Here is a 20,145-nt window from a genome sequence, read left to right as displayed (position 1 = left end):
AGTAGTAGACTTACCTTTCCAGCCGGGCATTCAAAAGCTGATCGTATCCGAATTGCTGGCGCGTAAGCTCCTCCTTGCGCTGTTTTTCCAAAGCTTTTTTCCCCAATTCCCACGCTTCCTCCGGCCTCACTACAAATACACCATCGTCATCACCCAAAATGAGATCACCCGGATGTACGCTGACCCCAAACAGGCTAATCGGCGTATTCACCTCTCCCTCCAGTTCCAGTGTACGTGTAGTTAAGGCACTAACCCCTTTGGAAAAGACGGGAAATTGCAGCTGGTTCAAGATACCGACATCTGTGACACAACCGGAAACAATCACACCAGCCAGTTGTTTTTTCATCGCTACATAGGCTCTGAATTCTCCCCAACAGGCTCTGGCATCGTCACCGGACATATCGACAACCAGCACATCACCCGCTTGTGCCAATTCCAGTGCATGACGCACAGCAGTGGAGTCCAGATGGGGAAGCCTGACCGTAACTGCATTCCCCAGCAAACGAATGGGACGGAACAACGGCTGTGCTCCCTGCATACATCCAAAATCCGTGAAATGCCCAAGGGTAGAAGCACTAACATGCTGATAAAGCTCCAGCAGGTCCGTCGTTACCCCCTGAACCCGAGATTGAATGCGAAACATACAAACCATCTCCTTTCGTGATATAACCAAAACTCACATTATGCATATAGAAATCAAAGCAGGCGGAATGGCGCTTAGGCAAAATTCCAGCTCACTACAGCTCAAACTTCGTAGCTTATACTTAGCTCGTACAATGTATCTTCGGACAGGTAGGGCAATAGCTGCCCTTTTCCTTCAGCTGATAAAAATAGCAGCAGGTTTTGCGAACACGTACAGCTTTCACGGCCGCAGTGGGCGTGGCGGATACCGATGCCGTTACAGGTACCACCGCTCTCTCTGAACGGGGAGTACCAAAATACCGAGCCAGTGGATTTTGCCGTTCACCAAACAAGTGAGCCGGAGCTTCACAGGTCAAATATTTAAAATCCTCCTCCATTCGTAGCCGATCCTCGCTTTTTAGCTCCTGCCGGATGCGGTTTTCATATAGCGCATAGACATAGATAGCGGTGTTTTCCCATAATACCGTCCTCGGAATGGAAGCAACAGCAGACACAGATCGCCACATCAGGGCCAAATGCTCTGCAAATACATGCTGAATGACGTGATCACGCCAAGCATGACGCTGCTCCAGACCGATGTCTTCCCCATCCTCACCCTTCTTTCCGCTGTCACATTCCGTAACCAGCAATCTGTTCAAATGCAACCTTGGAAGCCAGGTATCCTTGACAAAAGCAGATTGGATTGCACAATCAGCAATCTTGACTTCCAGCATCTTGTTATATACCGACATGGCATACAGAGCCGGGGACACGATCAAAAAACCGTACCGCTTCGCCAAAACAGAGGCCGTCACCTTGCGTGCAGAAAAATCATGCAGCCCTGCCAGCCGATCCAGATACATAGCACATTGAGTTGCATCCAGCAAATCAGCCGCAGGTAGATCATACCGTCCGATTGGAGCTTGTTCACCACGGCTGCTTATTCGCAATTTTTCCGTCAGATACGACCATTCGGCAGGCTCAAACGAAGACCCTTTGGCGTACAGCACCCATTTTCCTCCCCTTTCCATGAGGAATAAACATCGGTGTTCCGTACAAGGGATCAGGAATGACTTGGCAGCGCAGTTGGAATACCTTTTCCACCGTCTCTGCGGTCATGATTTCTTCCGGCTTTCCCTGCGCGTAAATGCGCTTATCGTATACCGCAACCATGTGGTGCGCATAGCGACAAGCCAGATTCAGATCATGCAGCACCATGACAATGGTCCGCCCTTCTCGTTCATTCAAATCAAACAGCAGGTCCAAAATCTCAATTTGATGCGTCATGTCCAAATAGGTCGTCGGCTCATCCAGCAGGATCATATCCGTCCCCTGCGCCAAAGTCATGGAAATCCACGCACGCTGGCGCTGCCCGCCGGATAAGGAATCTACTGGACGATCCGCAAAAGCCTCCAATTGCGTCGCTTGCAGCGCGTTTTGTACCTGTGCTTCATCCTCTGCCGACCACTGCTTCAGCCAGCTCTGATGTGGATATCTGCCCTGCTTGACCAACTGATACACGGTCAGTCCTTCCGGCGCTGAAGGTCCCTGCGGCAAAATGGATAGCCTTTTGGCAATCTGCTTGGAGGGTAACTGGGCAATAGCCTGTCCATCCAGCAGCACCGCTCCCGCCGCAGGCTTCAATAGCCGCGCCATGGCACGCAAAATCGTCGATTTGCCACACCCATTGCTGCCTACTAGTACCGTTATCTTTCCCTCCGGAATTTGCAGGTCCAGCTCTTGAATGACCGGGTCTGACCCGTAGTTAATCATCAGGTCCTTCACCTCTAAACCCATGCAGCTTCCCTCCCCTTTTATAAACTGTGAACTTAAGATGTTGTATATTCCATTAAAAAAAGATAAACCACCCATATAAGTGTTCAAAAAAATTCCAGCTCGGCTTTAATGCCGATTTCGGCGCTGGAGCAGCAAATACAGGAAAAACGGTGCGCCCACCCCTGCTGTAAAAATGCCTGCGGGAATATCAATCGGATAAAAAGCCGTACGGGCCAGCAAGTCGGCGAGATACACCAGCAATCCCCCTACCAGTGCTGACACCAGTGTCAGGCTACCCATAGAGCGGCCTACCCATCTGCGCGCAATATGCGGCGCGATTAAACCCACAAAACCAATCGCTCCCGCAACTGCTACGGCAGTTCCAGCAAGAATCACACTGAGCAGCAGCAACATCACACGATGCCGCTGCACCTCCACTCCCAAGCCGGTAGCCACATCATCCCCCAACTCCTGTGTGTTGAGGCTGCGTGAAAAATAGAGAACCAGAGGTGTGCAGATCACAACAGCGATCAGCATGGTATATACGTTATTCCACGATGCTCCATACACGCTGCCCGTCAGCCAAATATAAGCCTTGCCGGCTGTAAAGGACGAGCTCATGACCAGCATCAGCGTCGTAATCGAGCTCATAGCAGAAGCCAAACCAATTCCCACCAGCACCAGTCGGATGGGTGTCACACCATCCTTCCAGGCCAATATATACACAAGTAGCGATACGACCAGCGCTCCAGCAACAGCCGCCACAGGTAGCCATTGAATGCTCATAACAGCTCCCCCGTAAGCAATGAACGTAACTGCCGCTACGGATGCTCCGCCTGTAATCCCGAGGATATCCGGGGATGCCAACGGATTGCGGATAATGCCCTGAAGCACCGCTCCCGCGATGCCCAGAGCCGCACCAACCAGCACCCCCGTAAGCGCCCGTGGAAACCGCAGCCTGTACAGAATAAAATCATAATCGCCTGAGCCACGCCCCCATATCGCTCGAAGCACTTCCCAAGGGTGCACATACGTATCTCCCCAGCCTACACTCATCACGCCCATGATCAGTAGCGCCAAGGCCAGTCCACACATCATCCATAGTGCTTTCTTTTCCAGTTGGATATGAAACCTGCCATTTCTGCTGCGCAGCGTCACATAATGCTTCGCATTCATGCCGCCTCTGCCAGTCCCATGCTTCAAATTCACGCGCTTCATTTCCACGCCACCCCTTTACGGGCAATGTAGACGAAAAAGGGAACCCCGATCAAAGCTGTAATGACGCCAATCGGAATTTCCTGCGGCGAAATCAGCACTCTGGCTGCGGTATCCGCCGACACCAATAGCAAAGCACCCAGTACCGCCGAAAAAGGGATAATCCAGCGGTAATCCGCACCAACCAAAGCACGCGCCACATGCGGAATGATCAGACCGACAAATCCAATCGCCCCCGCAATAGCAACAGAGCATCCAGCCAGCACCACAATAATCAGGCCCATCGCGCATTTTACCCATAATATATTTTGCCCCAAGCCCTTCGCCACATCTTCCCCAGTCACGAGCAGATTCACCGCTCTCCCCATAAACATTGCCGAGATCCCAGCCACTAGCATAAAAGGAAATAAAGGCTGTAGCATCTCCAGTGAACGTCCGCTGACAGAGCCTGCCATCCAGAACAGCACATTTTGCATCCCCGTTTCATTCATCACCAAAATAATTTGGATCATCGACATAAACAAAGCGTGAATGGCAGAGCCGGACAATACAATCTTGACTGGCGTCAACCCATCCCTGCCTAATGATCCGATGACGTACACCAGAACAGCCGCCAGTCCTGCGCCGATCAAGGCAAAGCCCATCAGAGACATCATGGACTCGACCAAAAACGCGACCGCTGCGATAGAGACGAAGAACAAAGCACCCGCATTGATACCGAACGTACTGGGCGAAGCCAACGGGTTGCGGGTAAGTGCCTGCATGAAGGCTCCTGCCATCGCCAAGCTCGCGCCTACAACAGCAGCAATGACCGTACGCGGCAAGCGTTCGGTATGTATCAGCACATGCTCTACATTTTGAGCATCATAATGAAATAAGGAAGAAATTATAAAATTTGAATTAATTAGCGTTCTACCCATCAGTAGGCCAAGAGATAAAGCTCCTGTCAACAAAATCAGGCATACACCAAGTCCAGTCCATTTTCTTACATTTGTCGTTAGCATCGTTGCATAGCCTCACTCTTCCAACAGCCTGGTACAACATAAAAGAAGGATGAGAGATATCCCCCCTCACCCCTCTGCTGTATTTCCGTCGTTCTTATTGTCATGTAGGTTTATGATTTCAGATCATACATTTTATAAAGATCATCCAGCATCCGATTCGCGCTCAGATAACCTCCAGCCAAATTCCAGTTCACCTCGTCGACCTTAAAAATGCTATTTTTCTTGTATGCATCAAGGTTTTTCCATAGAGGATGACGGGTCCAGGCTTCAACATTTCTTTCAATCGCAGCCGGATCCTTACCGGAGTTAAATACGAACAATGTCTCTGCATTCATATCGGGTATGCTTTCCTTGCTGTTGACTTTAACTCCCCACTGATCCCCTTCTTGTGCAGGAGGGCGGGTAAAGCCTAACTCCTTCAGAATTTTCCCGGCATAGCCCATATAATAAATACGTGCATGGTCCGCGCGGAAATTGACAATGGAGGCCTTGATCGGCAGACGGTCACCCATTTTCGTCCTGAAATCCGCTACACGCCGATCCCAATCCGCCAGCAATTGTGTTCCTTTGTCCTCCTGATTCAACACTTGTCCGATCAGTTTTACGGTTTCCTTCCACTCATATACTTCATTGACGGCCACGGTAGGGGCAATTTCCGATAATTGCTGGTACGTCGCCTCGTTACGGAATCGGGTTGCAATGATGACATCCGGTTTCAGGTTATAAATCTCCTCCAGGCTCGGCTGTGTTTCCAACCCGACCGTGGGAATCCCTGCGAGATCCTTTTTTAAATAGTCATACACAGGCTCCGTTCCATGGGACTCCACAATCCCCACAGGCTTTATACCATAGGCGATCATAACATCGTTGGCTCCGTTATACAGCGTTACGACCCGCTTGGGTGTCCCCTTAATCTCGGTTTTACCCAACACATGCTCAATGGTACGCACCGAATCGGTTGAAGCCGCTCCCTGTGTATCCGTCGTTCCTTTATCCGTTCCAGTCGCTCCACCGGAATCCGCACTCTTACCCGCGCCTCCAGTGCCACAGCCTGATAAAAGCAGCAATACAACGATGAGCGCAATCCATATACTCCCCTTGCCTGATGCTTGCATTTCTCTATTCCCCCTATTTAGATCGCCAATAATGATATTGATTCTCATTATTAATTATAGGGAGGGGGACCATGATGAACATGGACGTTAGCGTCCTTTATTTGGACGAATCAGACAATAACAACGTGACCGTTTTGTCCAATAACAGGTCGTGGGACAACGAAGTATAGCATGTATACAGGTGTCGGCTATCACACATATGGTGTACTGCTCCGCTTTGCACCGCCTTTAGCTTCTGCCATGCAGGAGAGCGCCACAGTGCCAGACATTCCTGCTGAATCGTTTGTTCTTCACAGGCATTTCCATAATGGCGGAAACACGTCAGTATGATGCGATCCGCATCATATTCAGCCAGATCGTCCACCGTCACCTCACGGTAATGGACAATATCCTCCACTCCCGCAGGCATAGCCAGCTTTAAATCCCCGTATAACACCGTTCCCACATTCCGCTGTCCATACACACACATTTTCTGGTTCCCCACTCCGACGATTAGCACCGTCTCCCCGCCGATCTTTTGCCTGAGTTTTCGAGAAATGGTCGCAGCCTTCGTTTCATACCGTTCCAGCCATTCCACCGCTTCCGCATCCTTGCCGACAATACGGGCAATCGACTGAAAATGAGTGCGCCAGTTTTGAAAAAAGGGCACGGTGACGGTGGGCGCAATCTGCTCGTACATTTTTTCCTTTTTCGACTTCTCAAAATCCCTAAACTCACAGGTTAAAATCAGATCAGGCCGGGCTGACATCAGCTTCTCCAGGTCGGGCTGAACCTCACCCACCGAAATGGTATTGCGGAAGCCTTCGGTGACAGGATAAGCCTTGTTGATGACCGCCGCATACGGCTCAATGCCCAGCGCAATCAAATGTCCAGTTAACAGATGCTTGAGCGAAGCAATTTTATCCGAATAACGGATTGTATTCACGTAGGCTGAGGGGGAGCGTCCTGTCGCGGCTTTAAATTTGCGGCTAAAATAGAACTCATCGCTAAAACCGGCACCGTGAGCAATAGATCGGAAGGAATCACGGGTAAGCACCAGCGCCTGCTTCGCATGATTGATACGAATGTCCGTCAAATATTCCGTCGGGCTTTTGCAGATCAATTTTTTGAACATACGCGAATAATAATCAGCGCTCATCCCTGCCAGCTCCGCCAGCTTGTCCCGCGTAATATCGGAAGCATAGTGCTGCTCCATATAATGAAGGGTCAGCGTCACCGCCTGCTGCACATCAGGCTTCTGATCACGGCTCGTATGCTGAAACAAGGACATCAGCATTTCCTGAAATACAATGTTGGCCTTCATTTGGTCCCACACACTGTTACAATGATGCTTCCTCTTGATCTCCTCGACCATATCCATCACAAAACGAAAGTGGGAAATGATCCATTCATGCGGTCCAAGCGCTGGTGCGGGTATGTAACGATCCGGCTCCCCGGACGGTTGTAATGCAAGAAAACGGATGATGTAATAATCCGCTGGAGCGCCGGACAACATATGGAGCTTCATGGCTGCGCCGGGAGCGAGCATAAAGCCCTTTTGACGGTAAAGAGGATACGTCATTCCATCAATGACTATATCCCCTTCGCCTTCATTGAATAATAACAAGGTATGAAAAGACGTTTCTTGCCGGGAGGAAGAGCGACCAGAGCACACATGCTGAATATCTTGCAGTTTATAAAGAAATGAAATAAAGGATTGATCCTGCGTATTCATGGCTCCCAGCCTTTCTATATATCGATAATTATTCTCGATTCTATGAGAACTCTTTTCATTATATATAGACTGGGTCGGATTTTGCAAAATGGAATTGCACTCAAGCTTATAAATGATGAAACGGATTCTGTATGCGGCTTTGACCAGATGGCATGCTGCCGGGTACGCCGGACTGCTCCAGCAAGGGTTTAACCAGCAGCTTCAGCGGCCAGTCCGGCTTTTCAAATAAAATATGCTCGATTTCCTGACGAACGGCAGCCTTGAAGGGCACACGTTGGATCGCTTCTTCCAATTGATGCTTTAGTACAGACCACAAAGTGAACTCATCTATTCCATAAACATTGCTAAGAGTATCTATAATGGCGTACAGATTGACTTGAATGCCAAGGGTTTGCAGGTAGAACAGCAGTTTCCTCGGTGTTTCATTATATAGGCTGTTGGAATAGCCGGGCCGGATTTGGTATTCAGGATCGGCTATTCCCTGCTCTGTCAGCCAGGGCAGATGCAGACGTACCGAGTCATGGTCACGCAGCAAAATATGCTCGATCCTGCCATTTTTCCAGACCAGCACACAGTTTTGTCCATGGATTTCAGGCATAAGCCCGATCCGATACAAGCGCAGCATGATTTCAAAAAATGTCGAGCATACTTCACCGAACAGTTGTTTTACCGATTCTGCCGTGTCTGGAAGTCCGCGCTCAGTGGCCCATTCCAAGAAAAAATGATGCTGGCCTGCGGCCAACGCAGACATGGGAATCAGGCGAACAGCAGGAGCATGGATCAATTCGTGCGGATAAATCCGCGTCATCGCTGCCAGGTGCCGGGGTGGATCATCATACAGGCTGACATTTTCCGGCATATAGGCCCACCAGGAGCCTTCATCGCATAAAAATAAGCGCTCCTGAAGCTGCGGGTCACGCGTCTTGGCTTGCTGCAACATGGCTTGTCCGCGATCTCCGTTAATCAGCTTCACCGCAGGGAGATAGCGGGATGCGCCCAGCGAAAACACGCCCAGCGGCAGCTTGACATAATTGGGCCCGCCATCCTTGGGTGACAGGGAGCGCACAGACGAGGTTGCCTGAAAGGCTCCGACCTTCACTTCCAGTGGAATCCATACTTTGTCCACCTGCTCGGTATGTAAATGCCGGGGTAGCATATACGTGAGCTGCCACGGGTGAACGGGGATTGCAATATAATCCGCTGCTAATCCGCGTTCCTGCATCTCCTGCTCTACTAGCTGACGCTCGGAGCTGGACAGAAGAAGGTCTTCTGGCTGCTGCCCATCGTATGGACGCTGTGTGTCCGATTCGACTGCCGCTGCTACTGTTTCTGTTTCTATGTCCGTAAAATGAGGTCCTTGTGCGATTCCCACTCCGGTCATCACCGCATCCTTTCGGAGCGCCACCCAGCTCAGCGTGATGTCTTGCCCAAATTCAGCGATATATTGGCGATAGTCCTCCTCGTTCAAGCCCGTTTTGGCCTTGGATGCGGGGTGAAACGGACGATCACGCAGCGAAGAATACTGCTCCAATCGTTGAAAAGCCTCCGAGGGCGATTTCTCCAGTATATTTTCATCCGTCAGTCCGCTATCCAGCGACCATGTGGTCTGTTCAATGGATTGCTCCAGTAGCTGGACAAACCGTCCCACTCCCTCCTGTTGGCGGTATTCTTCATCCAGACATCCCTCAATCACATGCTGCATCAGCGATACGGGGTGAAGCAATTCTGCACCAAACCCACCAGCCTCTGACCACCGCCGAATTTCATACACACCACTCGACTGTAGATAGCGATAGGGTTGAACCACCGCAGCTTGTACGGGAAAAATGAGACTGTGCTGCTGTTCCCGATCCACCCACCAGCGGTAAAGGCTTATAGAACGACCGTTTGGAGAGGTTTCCTCTTTTGGAGCCGCAATAGCTTCAGGATCGGCAAAAGAAAATAGCTCGCCTAATTCAGGATGGACGGTAGTATAGTAGCTTTGCCATTGCGAAATAGACAACAGTTCAATATCGGCATGCTCCCAAAATCCTTCCGCCAGCAATGTATTGATGAGATCCTGCATGACATGGTTTTCAGCCTGCTTTTTCTTCTGTAAAAGCGTTGTTTCTTCGGATGAAAGCACCGGGGTCGTGCTTGTTGTGTACTTCATATGGATTCATTCCTCCTTCATGTTAATGCTGCTTTTACGGATTTCGACCCTGATCATAGGCTTTATTTTAGAAATCCGGGGGCTGGGGCGATGGGAAGCACCATCCGTCTGCGTAGTGGCGCTATAGGTAACTCTCAATTTTGGTTTATATAGTAAAAATGTGGATGTGGATGGCTGAGAAAATCATGATGGGAAATCGTCCAGCCATAGGCTCCCGCAATATGGAACAGCAGAACATCGCCAATCCGCAAATGCTCCACATACACTTCATACGCAAGTACATCCTTGGGAGTACAAAGCTCACCCGCGATGGTCACCGCTGTTTGTCGCCGCTCTGTGCGCGGAAAAGGATAGCGCCAATCGTCAACAGCAACCACCTCAAACGGCTGATTATGCTGCCATGACACTGGCAATCGAAAATGATGGGTTCCCCCGCGAATAATGGCGTAATGCTGGTCATGATTCGTTTTGAGGTCGATCACTTCTGCCGCATAATACCCGCAGTGCGCCACCATATAGCGCCCGGACTCAAAAATGAGCTGGATGTCGGGAATGCGGTACTCCTCCCACACTTGATGCAATTCCTCCATAAAATCATCCCATTCGAACCTGCGCGCCAGATCGGTATACGAAATGCCAAAGCCGCCGCCCGCGTTCAGATAGCGGATGGATAGCTCATGATCATGAATCCAGCCCTGCACACACTGCAAATACGTAGCGACCATTCGTGCATGCAGCCGGGCATCCAGATTGTTGGACAGGGAATGCATATGGAAGCCCTCCAACTGCACATACGGAAGGCTTTGGAGGAGTCGGATCGCTTCCGGCACCTGAATTTCGTCGATACCAAACTGAGTGGGCCGACCGGACATCGTGATGCTCGCCTCCGGCAAGGTACGCCGCAAATTAATACGCAGCAAAATAGATACACGCTGCTGTCTGCGTTCCGCGATCCAGCCGATACGCTGCAACTCATGCAGACTTTCAGCATGAATCAGCATCACCTTCCGCTCTAGCGCTTCCTCAATTTCAGCGTCCTTTTTCCCCGGACCTCCAAAAATAATCGGCACGTCGGCTGACACTTCGCGAATGGTCCGAATCTCTCCAATAGATGCAGCTTCGAAGCCCTGTACGATGGGAAGCAGGCTGGCGATCAAATGAGGATCGGGATTAGCTTTGACCGCGTAAAACAAACTGCAATCGTCGGGCAAGCTGCTCACACAACGTTGTGCCCGTTCTCTCAGTGCGCCCAGGTCATATATATATGCGCATACCGGCTGCTGCTCTCGCTCCCGTGTTTGCTGGATAAGCTTTTTCACATACGGAACGATCTGTCCTCCAGATAATGCTGTAACAAGCTGACTCATGTTCTTCCTCCTTTATGTTGAGAGCTAGCGTAGGTCAGACCTTCTTTTTTGCAAGGCGCGAAAAGCAATTCCACGTTCATCACCCAGTACGAAGGCATGAACCCCTTTTTCCACCCATGCGCCGTATTCCCCGTCCCTGCGTGGAATGGCACAGTACGGAATACCTGCTTCCCGTGAAGCTTCAAAGACCCGCTGTAGCCCCTCCTGTACAATCGTTGCATCGGTCTGCCACGGTACCCCGTACGATTGGGACAAATCCGCTGCTCCCTCCAGCACCATGCCCATACCCGGTACAGACAAAATATCCGCGATGCGTTCCACACCCAATCCGCTCTCAATCATGGGCACCAGCATAATCTGTTCATTGGCCTGATTCATGTAGTCCACCAGATTTCCTTTGCCAAATGCGGCAGGTCTGCCGCTGTTCAGGCTTCGCTTGCCCTCCGGGCTGTATTTAGCAGCCTGAACCAGCATCTCCATCTGCTCCCTGCTCTCCACATGCGGAACGACAATTCCCTGTGCTCCGCTATCCAGCACACGCAATATTTCCTTGGCATCGACTTCAGGCACACGCACCAAGGGCGTGATTTGTGCGGCTTCCGCAGCACGGATCATATGCTCCACCGTCTCGGGATTGACCATGACATGCTCCATATCAATGATCACAAAATCATATCCGGCATGTCCGATCATTTCGATCGTAAGCGCCGCCGGAATGGAAGCGATGAGGCCAAATGCCTCCTGTCCTGTCCGAAGCTTCTCCTGAAGCCGATTTACAGTCAGCATGTTGGCTCCCGGTAGGCATACAGCGGATTCATTCCCGATTTGAAATGGAGGTCCTCATCCCCAAGCAGCCGCCGTTTCATCAATTCTTCAATCTGTACAGTCGGGGCAAACAAATCAAACAGACGGAATCGCTCCTCATGCTGAGGATGCTGGCGCTGATAATCATGAATGACCTGTGCGGACATTTCCCAAAAGCGCTGCTCGTCTAGCTGATAATGTTCGGCCAGGAACATCGCCAGCTCGGCGGCTGCAATAAAGAAAAAAGCATCGTAAGAAAAGTCGCGTACATCGTCCGGGTTGCTCGTTTTAATAAACGAATTGCGGTTAATCCGGGCATGACTTGGCGGCTCAGGATGAAGATCGGGGCATTTCTCCGGCTCTGTCAGATGCTTCACAGAAAACCGGACACCATCATGAAAATCCTTAAGCGCCACCCGTGTTGGTTGCCCGTTCCGGTGGATCAAAATGATATTCTGGCCGTGGGATTCCATACCAATCCCATGCGCATACAGCATATGAATAATCGGCGATATTGTGGCCTCCAGCACACGCCGGGTCCATTCCTCTACGCCGAATTGCTGTATCCACGGATCAATGAAGGGCACTCCATTTTTTTGCACATAACATAGTCCGTTAAAAGGAATCGCATCCTCATCCGGCTGCAAATAGCCATGGATGCTTTCCCGCCAGACCGTCCCTAATGAACCGTAGGTTTTCGCCTGACGGTATTCGGGAAGCTGCTCATAGTCATACGTGATACCCAAAACCTCACGCAAAACAAAGAATCCCTGCTGTGCGGCATATTCATCGTGTTCCAGTAAACCATGCAACCAGTCCGTGATAAGCGCTCCGTTCAGCACCGTATGTCCAGCCATGATCCGGCTGGTCGAGGTATTCGTAATGCTGAGCGAAAGCTTCACATATGCGCGCTCCGGTGTCGTCCGGTTGGACCATGTGCGGATCGACTGCTGCGCCTGGTACACATCGCTCGCTTCACCGAGCCACACGATCCGCTGATTTGCCAGCTCTTGATGAAAACGGGGTAAAATGATCTGCTGCCATTGCCACGGGTGAACAGGCATGAAGCGATAGGCCTCCGGCTGCTGATCGTAGCTGGTTAACAAGGCTTGGAAGCGCGCAACTTCACTTTCCCCCAGTTCCTGGAAAATAAATGCTTCATACTCAATCGCCTGCGACTGTCCTGCCCGGCTATGGCTCTTGGCGATAGCCAGCCAAACAGGACGGAGCGTCTGCTTGAACTCGGGACCATACAGTTCATTATCTGCCAGCGTAAAGCCGATCCTGGATTTGTAGCATGGATGGTAGGGATGCCCATCCCCCAAATTGCCTTCCAGCTCATCATATCGACGCTGGTCATCCGCCAGAAATGGCGCGGTGAAGGAGCTTTGCGCCTGTACATCCTTTAGCAAGGTCTGCTCCAATTCCTCGATAAAGCGCTGAAGCCGTTCACCCTGCTGTGCGGCACTGAGGACCTCATTTGCAAAATCCGCGAGCATGGCTGTCGTTTCGCTTCCGTCTGTCCCAACTCGAATGACGGGAACAGGAACGAGCCGAATGCGCCCAAAGCTGTGCATCCGTTTTCCGACAGAACGGTATTGGACGGGGCGACCTGTAATGTCCTTGCCGGACAGTATAAAATGTGGATCGCCGTTATCCACGGAATCGCTATGCATGTCATAGGGCAAAATTTCTTCATATAGCAATGCCTGAATCAGTTGCCGGATGATACGCTGCTCCACCTGCGTAAAGGTATCCGAGCGGAGCGCCTGAATAAAGCGCTGAGTGGTCGAAGCGTTGCTGGCGGGAGCTGTAGAAAGATTGCTTGTGGAGAAATTATGATCCGAAATGTTGGTTACAGACATGAAGCCACCTCACGAAAATGAATTGGATTAGGGATCGGGATAAACGAAGGCGTATCCCCTCTGGACTGAAAACAGCTTGTAAAATTGGCTTTGGCAGGCAGCGTAGGTGCGGTCAATAAATCTTGGATATAGGCGGCTAGACGGGGGCAAGAGCCTGCATCTTGTTCCTGTAATCGCTCCAGTACCTTGCTTACCACCCTCCAGTACTCCTGCTCACTGTGTTGCTCATGAACTGCAAGGGCATGAATCAATGCCCCCAAATGGTTAACAAAGAAATAATAACGGGTACGCATCCACGGCTCTTCTGCACCGTACAATACAGGACTATCCTCAGCAATCAGTGAACCGACCCACCCGGCTGCCTCGGCCTGTTCACGCACAATACTTACGCCCTCCAAATCCCGTACATAGTAGCATTCCGGCCATCCGTCCTGTAGGGACAGAAGTGAATTTTGTACATGGGCCTCGAAGGCGATACCCTTCACCGCAAGCAAACGCAGCATGGGCACCATGGATACGTGCAGATACCGTTCCAGCCAAGCTAACAGGTCAGGCCGTTTTCCGTTTTTTCCCGGGTCATTGTCCCGAATCACTCCAATAAGCCGCGGCTCCTGTTCACCCGGCAACGGCTCCAGCAAGGAAGCCAGTACATAGGTGGATTCAGGGTTCAAATCCATCGGACGATAAAGAACCGTAAACTGGTCAGACAGCTGCTCCAGCTCTTGAGCCGTCGCTGTTCCTCGTTCTGTTGCCGCCGGGCTATACTCATGTCCTGCGTCATACTTTGCATCACTGGTGGTGACCTGTGAAAGCCCTGCATCCTTAGTAAACTCAGGACTCTCCGTGCGTTTCGCTTCCTCATTCGGCTGGAAGTATACGCGGCTGTATCCCGTTTCTGTCAGAACCTTGAAGGACTCGGATTGGATATGGGACGACCAGTCGGCTGAAAGCTCGTGAATGACCTTCGCAGCATCCAATGTACGCCGAGCCTGCTCCTGTGTATTGTCACGCACCAGATTGGTAATCCGCACATGCAGCGGCAGCTTATAGCCGTTTCCGGTTTTCAAATCCCATACTGTTCGTATCGAAGAAGTTGGATAAACGACAGGACCTAGCGCGCCCAATGGAATCAAAACCCGCTGACGCATCAAACTTTGAATGCAGGATTGACGCAACACCTGCTCGGCCTGCCATGGATGCATAGGCAAAATGCGATATCGCGCCAACTCCTCTCCCCATTGACGCCGAGTATGGAGCCGCACAAACGGGTCAATGGCATCCCTGCGATGCTCTTCACCAATCCATTCCTCCTGCACGTTATCCTCATGAACCGCGAAATAATACAGCGGAAACGCCGCACCCATCTCGGGACTGTATAACGGAAGCTCATCATCGGCAAAACCCTCCGTGCTTTTCGGAAAAGGATGAAAAGGGTGTCCGATCAGCAAAGACTGCTCCGAACGTACATACGTCAGGTGGGCTTCTGCACTTGAGAAAGACTTTGGCTTGCTCTCGCCTGTGATCTTCGTATGGTGATCCATAAAGAGCGTCATTTTGTGCATGCTGTTACGAATGCGATGTTTCATCTTTTGCTGCTCTGCTTCCCGTTGCTCGGGCTTGGCGTGATAGCTTATCTCGTCCAGCAGTCTTTGTATCACTCCATCCATCTCCAGGGACCTGTGCGCCCCACCTTCTTCTACCTCGTACCAAGTACTCCCATACACATGTTGGCCAGTTGCAGAGAAATGGTGTAGAGTTCCTGTGATTTCCAGCCCGATCCGCGGCAGAATTACCCTTATTTCAGGTGCTTCCCCATTGATTCTTGGGTCAAATTGTTGTGTTTCCCTCAGATAGCTGTTGACCAGGGCCCGCAGTGTCGCTTGCTCCGCCCAGATCCTGCTTTTGGACAGCTCTCCAGCGATCGTGGAAACCTCCGTTGATTGTGTCAGCATGTATACTCTTTCTCTCCCTTCCTGTTCAAACCTTGGGTGTAGCCGCAGACGCTTTCGCTTTCGGGGTATCACTGGATGTACGACGCGCTCCATTTTTACGAAGGAAGTCAGGCGTCTTCAGGAAAAAAGCGGCGGGAATCGTGAGTAAAATCAATATACTCATCCCGATAAAGCCTTCCCTGATCGCTTGCAGCGTTCCTGTTTCCACCGAATAGCCCCCCGCCAGAAGCTGAACCTTGCGAACTTCAAAATAAATCGAAATCACAACCATTCCAAGGGAAGAGGTCAGTCTGCGCATCACATTGTTCATTGCCGAGCCTTGGGCTACCAGCTCATCGGGAATCGTATTCAGCCCGGCCGTTGTGGCAGGTATATTCGACAGACCCAGCCCAATTCCCCGCAGCATCATGAGGACGAAGATCATCCACAGCGGTGAATTCATCTGGAGCATACCGAGCATCGCCGTAGCGGCACATGTGATGATAAGTCCCGTGCTGATCATTCCTTTTGGCCCCTTGCGATCTAATTGCTTGCCTGCTATCGTGACAAACCACCCTGTACATATAGCGGAAGGCAAAAACACAAGTCCTGTCATCATGGCGTCATAGCCATACACATGTTGAACCAGCATCGGAACCAGAAAAATGCTGCCGAACATCGCAATCGCCTGTACACTCGCCACGATGACGCTTAAGCTGTAGGTCGGTATTTTGAAAATGTGCACATTCAGCAATGGCTGTTCCTTTACCAGCTCCATTCGCACGAACAGAACCAGCAAAACCGCTCCTGCAAGGAACAGCAGAATATGCAGCGGGGCAATCAGATCCGCAGCTGTCGTTGTCCTGCCCAGCGCAAACAGAATCAACCCCACACCCAACGTGACCGTTATAAATCCGCTGCTGTCAAAGGTGCGCGACGGATTGCTACGTGCAGCTGTTAAATAACGCATCCCCAGCAGCAATCCCAGCAGTCCGGTTGGCACATTTATGAGGAAAAGCACCTGCCAGCTGCTTAGAGATAGCACGATTCCTCCCACCGTAGGTCCGAGCATCGGAGCCGCCATAATCGCAATCCCCCAGATTCCCGTAACCTTACCGCGTTCCTCCTTGGGAAAGGCTTCAAAAATCAGCGCCAGCGATAACGGAATCATCAGCCCGCCTGCCATCCCTTGCAGTCCCCGACAGAGGATGACAGTGGTAAGCCCCCATGATAACGAGCCGAGCAAGGAACCTGTGACAAAGAGCGCTAGTCCGCTCAGATATACTTTCTTTTTTCCAAAACGATCTGCCAGATACCCGGTTAAAGGCATCGTCATACCCATCGTGATTAGAAAAATAGTGATGAGCCAGCTCGCCGTAGCAGCGTTCGTATGAAATACTTTAATGAAAGACGGAATCGCCGGGTTCAGCGAACTGTTATTCAGCAAAACCGTAAAGGTGCCGAGCATCACCGTGATGACGACCTTCCATTGCTCGGACACAGCCCATATTTTCATCCCTCGGCCTGCTTAACCATGACCGTGCTGCAACCCGGTATAGGCCACATGCACCGGAGTAGTCAAATCGAGCGTATGCAAAGGACACTTGTGATCCAGCAGCTTCCTGATCGCCTCAATGACCACCGGATGGTTATGACCGAATGCTAAAGTTCCGGCCCCGGTCAGGCAGTCGTAATATATTTTTCCATCTATATCCTTGACATGAATGCCCTCTGCTTCGGCGATGGCAATGAGGATACGGGAGGGGTAGGATCTGGCATTGGATTCCCGTACAGCCTGACTCTCCAGATAACGAGTATTTTGCGAGATAGCAGTAGTAGCTTTTGGCAACTCGATCACTCCTTTGATATTGATAATCATTTTCAATTAATTCACCTCCTTATTATATGGAATAAATATCCTGATTCCATGGACATTTCAGACCGGAATTTGGACAAAAACTGTTTTTAATTCCTAAAATAGAATAAAAAACCACAATGAAAATCGTCATTTCGACCATTTTGAACTGTGGTTCTTTTGCATTTCTTCCTGACAGGATCAGGAATGCAGATTATGAACACATGTGGCAGGCACTTTTTAGGATGGGTGACTTATTCAGAGAAGTGGCCCTGGAGGTGGCTAATCATTATGATTATGAATACCCGACTCAGGATGATCAACGTGTTACGAACTATCTTCATCATGTACAAGCTCTTCCAGCAGATGCGAAGGATATTTTTAATGAAAAGACCAGTCAGATATGATTTATATGTGCTGCTTTAGCCAGTGCGCTGCTCGCTCCGGTTGCGAGATCGGAAAATGATGGGCTTCGTTCACCATTGTTTTTACTTATTTTCAACTGAACCCCTCCTTTTACCATTACTGATTCATAATGCTCATATATCTGCCTTTATAATTTCCTCCAGCTTAATCCAGCTAAAATCCTCTTCTCCACGGGACAGCTTCACTTCCCGCCGACTCGTGTTAATCACCGTCACAAACCCGCACAGCTCCTCGTCATCAAATGGATTGAATACCCGCAGCGTAATGGGCTTCCGCTCGTTATAGGAAATGATGATCGCCTGCTCAATCTGCTGCATTTCCTGATCGTCCAGTGTCGGCTTGCCGCGTCTCCCCTGCTCCTTCATCAGTCGCAAATATGCATCCCGATGCTCAGGCAAGATCATGCGAGAGCTTTCCCATATGCCGTTCCCTTCAAGCTTTTTCCCCATCGTAAACGCCTCCTATGCTGTTCTGGTTACCGGATGCCATGCCAGTACCTGATCTAATCGAAAAACGCGTGGCTGGCCTGTCTGTAAACAAGTGGCCCGTATCAAACCATTCCGCACACGATGCACCTCAATGCGCCGCTGAGACAGCTTGCCCTTCCGGTCCATATACACGATTTCCACGATCTGTCCCACGTATTTTTCCAGCATGCTCTTTCACTCCTTATCAGAACGTTTGTTTGTATTATATGCGAACATGCGTTTGATTATCAATGTTAAATAATCCCCTGAGAGAATGGGATGCTCTCAGGGGATTATTTAGCACGCTTTGACATCAAAAATGAATCTTCCCAATCGTAATTCCAGCCCACATGTAATAGAACATCATAGTATTAATCCTATAATCTGGAACGTAGAATATTCCAAACTCCAATATATATGGGTTTTATAAACATTTATTTATAAATATAGGTATTAATGTTTAGACAATACTTTTCATTTTTTGTAGTCTTGGTAAGAAAATAAAATTTAAGGAGTGTAATGATTATGAAATTTGTAAAGCTAACTTTATTCACGGTGGTTTGGATGATGGTTCTCTTTTTTAGTACTAGCCACAGCACATATGCTGCTGCTAAGGGGGATGTCCTTAATAAACCGGAAGAAGGATGGTCTCGTTATGAAGCAAATACGCCCGAGATTACCTATCTTGGTGGTAATTGGTTTCGTGATAATACTGGCCCAATCACCTGGACTTCTCCCTGGCAAAAATCTGGAACCAGTTTAAAGTTTAATTTTACAGGTACTAAATTAAGATTAATTTCTACCACTTGGTGGTCTGGTTCCAGCAGCATTGATGTCATTATAGATGGTGTTAAGGTTGATAACTTTTCTTTGACTGGAAGTGACGTAGCAGCCCGTAAAATCATGTACGAAAAATTAAACTTGCCTCAAGGAGAGCACTCTGTTGAATTTGTAAATAATACACCCAACTATTTATTTATATACGCAATTGATACGGATGGGTCGTTACTTCCCTTTAAACCTGTCGAGGTAGCGCCAACTCCTGAACCGTCTGAACCAACTAAACCTTCCGAACCGTCAAAGCCCTCTGAACCCTCCGAACCCTCACAGCCGAGTGGTGACCGTGCAATTCTGGTTGTGACTATGGATAACGGGCTTGAAAAAGAATTTGATATAAGCAAGAAGGAGCTAGCCTCTTTCATTCAGTGGTATGACGCTAAAGATGCCGGACGGGGTGCTTCCTTCTTCGCCATTGATAGGCATACCAATAACAAGGGCCCTTTCAACAGCCGCAAAGACTATGTAATATTCAATAAAATTGTGACATTCGAAGTAAACGAATATGCATGTGAACCTCTCTCCAAAGAATTGGAGAGCTTCTCAAATCATCAGGACTCGTAACCTCGTTCCTCCTTGAAGGCTAGTTCCTAGCCTGATTGCGTTAGATTAAGATACGTTCTGCAAGGCTAGTTTCAATATATTAATAGCTGCATTTTCATCCCGATCTGCAACGTATCCGCAAGGACATTGATGGACACGAACAGCAAGTGATTTTTTGACGATTTCTCCGCAGTTGGAGCATCGCTGCGATGTGCCAATTGGATTCACTTGCACAACCTGACGACTGGCGCTTTCAGCCTTGTACGTCACGAATTGAATAAGTTGATTTGCCATTCTTAACCATGATGGTACACGTCTTGATCGTTCCTTGCGGCTGCCGATGAAGTCGAATGCGTACATCGCCGATCTTGGAAAGCACAAGTTGCTTTCCTTCTATGGAAAACCCACTCTGCGGGTAGGTAAAGGAGTTGTACTGACTTTCAGGCTTGAATC

General features: G+C 49.8%; 17 protein-coding genes and 2 pseudogenes. 2 read left to right on the top strand and 17 right to left on the bottom strand.

The features are described from left to right. Positions 1-10: 10 nt before the first annotated feature. The 14 genes and pseudogenes from ACIFQM_RS05860 to ACIFQM_RS05795 form a co-directional block, all read right to left on the bottom strand. Entirely contained in the window at positions 11-643 is a 633-nt protein-coding gene (locus ACIFQM_RS05860; protein ID WP_430039110.1) for an RraA family protein, read from the bottom strand. 121 nt (positions 644-764) lie between these two features. After that, entirely contained in the window at positions 765-1,631 is an 867-nt protein-coding gene (locus tag ACIFQM_RS05855) for an IucA/IucC family C-terminal-domain containing protein (protein WP_430039112.1), read from the bottom strand. After that, entirely contained in the window at positions 1,603-2,418 is an 816-nt protein-coding gene (locus ACIFQM_RS05850; protein ID WP_430039114.1) for an ABC transporter ATP-binding protein, read from the bottom strand. Before ACIFQM_RS05850 ends, ACIFQM_RS05855 begins: the two co-directional genes overlap by 29 nt. Before the next feature lie 105 nt (positions 2,419-2,523). Then, entirely contained in the window at positions 2,524-3,615 is a 1,092-nt protein-coding gene (locus ACIFQM_RS05845; protein ID WP_430039116.1) for a FecCD family ABC transporter permease, read from the bottom strand. After that, positions 3,612-4,616 (bottom strand): FecCD family ABC transporter permease, encoded by a 1,005-nt coding sequence (locus tag ACIFQM_RS05840; protein WP_430039118.1) that lies wholly within the window; start codon positions 4,614-4,616, stop codon positions 3,612-3,614. The genes ACIFQM_RS05845 and ACIFQM_RS05840 overlap by 4 nt, the downstream gene beginning before the upstream one ends. A gap of 110 nt (positions 4,617-4,726) precedes the next feature. After that, on the bottom strand, positions 4,727-5,731 hold the full coding sequence (locus ACIFQM_RS05835) for an ABC transporter substrate-binding protein (RefSeq protein WP_430039120.1): 1,005 nt from the start codon (positions 5,729-5,731) through the stop codon (positions 4,727-4,729). A gap of 97 nt (positions 5,732-5,828) precedes the next feature. Continuing rightward, positions 5,829-7,445 carry a helix-turn-helix domain-containing protein gene (locus tag ACIFQM_RS05830; protein ID WP_430065135.1) on the bottom strand — a complete coding sequence of 539 codons (1,617 nt, stop codon included), beginning with the start codon at positions 7,443-7,445 and terminating at the stop codon, positions 5,829-5,831. Between the two features lie 106 nt (positions 7,446-7,551). After that, positions 7,552-9,597, bottom strand: coding sequence for an IucA/IucC family protein (locus tag ACIFQM_RS05825; RefSeq protein ID WP_430065133.1), 2,046 nt, complete (start codon positions 9,595-9,597; stop codon positions 7,552-7,554). A gap of 134 nt (positions 9,598-9,731) precedes the next feature. After that, a complete protein-coding gene (locus ACIFQM_RS05820) occupies positions 9,732-10,964 on the bottom strand; it encodes a type III PLP-dependent enzyme (RefSeq protein ID WP_430046423.1) in 1,233 nt (410 codons plus the stop codon). Positions 10,965-10,988: 24 nt separating this feature from the next. After that, positions 10,989-11,750, bottom strand: a complete 762-nt coding sequence (locus ACIFQM_RS05815) for an HpcH/HpaI aldolase family protein (protein WP_430065131.1) — start codon at positions 11,748-11,750, stop codon at positions 10,989-10,991. Next, on the bottom strand, positions 11,744-13,633 hold the full coding sequence (locus tag ACIFQM_RS05810) for an IucA/IucC family protein (protein WP_430065130.1): 1,890 nt from the start codon (positions 13,631-13,633) through the stop codon (positions 11,744-11,746). Before ACIFQM_RS05810 ends, ACIFQM_RS05815 begins: the two co-directional genes overlap by 7 nt. After that, the gene (locus tag ACIFQM_RS05805; protein WP_430065128.1) at positions 13,624-15,585 is read right to left on the bottom strand and encodes an IucA/IucC family protein; all 1,962 of its coding nucleotides are present in this window, start codon (positions 15,583-15,585) and stop codon (positions 13,624-13,626) included. The genes ACIFQM_RS05810 and ACIFQM_RS05805 overlap by 10 nt, the downstream gene beginning before the upstream one ends. A gap of 25 nt (positions 15,586-15,610) precedes the next feature. Continuing rightward, on the bottom strand, positions 15,611-17,080 hold the full coding sequence (locus ACIFQM_RS05800; RefSeq protein ID WP_430065126.1) for an MDR family MFS transporter: 1,470 nt from the start codon (positions 17,078-17,080) through the stop codon (positions 15,611-15,613). A gap of 51 nt (positions 17,081-17,131) precedes the next feature. Further along, a pseudogene (locus ACIFQM_RS05795) lies at positions 17,132-17,443 on the bottom strand (aminotransferase class III-fold pyridoxal phosphate-dependent enzyme); the annotation flags it as partial. A 182-nt stretch (positions 17,444-17,625) separates the two neighbouring features. Here ACIFQM_RS05795 and ACIFQM_RS05790 point away from each other — a divergent pair. Then, positions 17,626-17,826, top strand: a pseudogene (locus tag ACIFQM_RS05790) (aminoglycoside 6-adenylyltransferase); the annotation flags it as partial. A gap of 132 nt (positions 17,827-17,958) precedes the next feature. Here ACIFQM_RS05790 and ACIFQM_RS05785 read toward each other — a convergent pair. Then, positions 17,959-18,294, bottom strand: coding sequence for a YolD-like family protein (locus tag ACIFQM_RS05785; RefSeq protein WP_430039136.1), 336 nt, complete (start codon positions 18,292-18,294; stop codon positions 17,959-17,961). A gap of 12 nt (positions 18,295-18,306) precedes the next feature. Then, positions 18,307-18,501 carry a hypothetical protein gene (locus ACIFQM_RS05780; RefSeq protein ID WP_014281351.1) on the bottom strand — a complete coding sequence of 65 codons (195 nt, stop codon included), beginning with the start codon at positions 18,499-18,501 and terminating at the stop codon, positions 18,307-18,309. 336 nt (positions 18,502-18,837) lie between these two features. Here ACIFQM_RS05780 and ACIFQM_RS05775 point away from each other — a divergent pair, with 336 nt between their 5' ends. Beyond that, positions 18,838-19,713 (top strand): hypothetical protein, encoded by an 876-nt coding sequence (locus ACIFQM_RS05775; RefSeq protein WP_430039140.1) that lies wholly within the window; start codon positions 18,838-18,840, stop codon positions 19,711-19,713. 45 nt (positions 19,714-19,758) lie between these two features. Here the strand turns inward: ACIFQM_RS05775 and ACIFQM_RS05770 are convergent, their stop codons facing one another. Further along, positions 19,759-20,073, bottom strand: coding sequence for a zinc ribbon domain-containing protein (locus ACIFQM_RS05770; protein ID WP_430039142.1), 315 nt, complete (start codon positions 20,071-20,073; stop codon positions 19,759-19,761). Positions 20,074-20,145: the final 72 nt, after the last annotated feature.

This window comes from Paenibacillus sp. NRS-1782 (assembly GCF_050467685.1).
Lineage (GTDB): Bacteria > Bacillota > Bacilli > Paenibacillales > Paenibacillaceae > Paenibacillus > Paenibacillus terrae_A.
The sequence above is the reverse complement of the archived record's forward strand: the minus strand, read 5'-3'. Positions and strand labels throughout refer to the sequence as shown.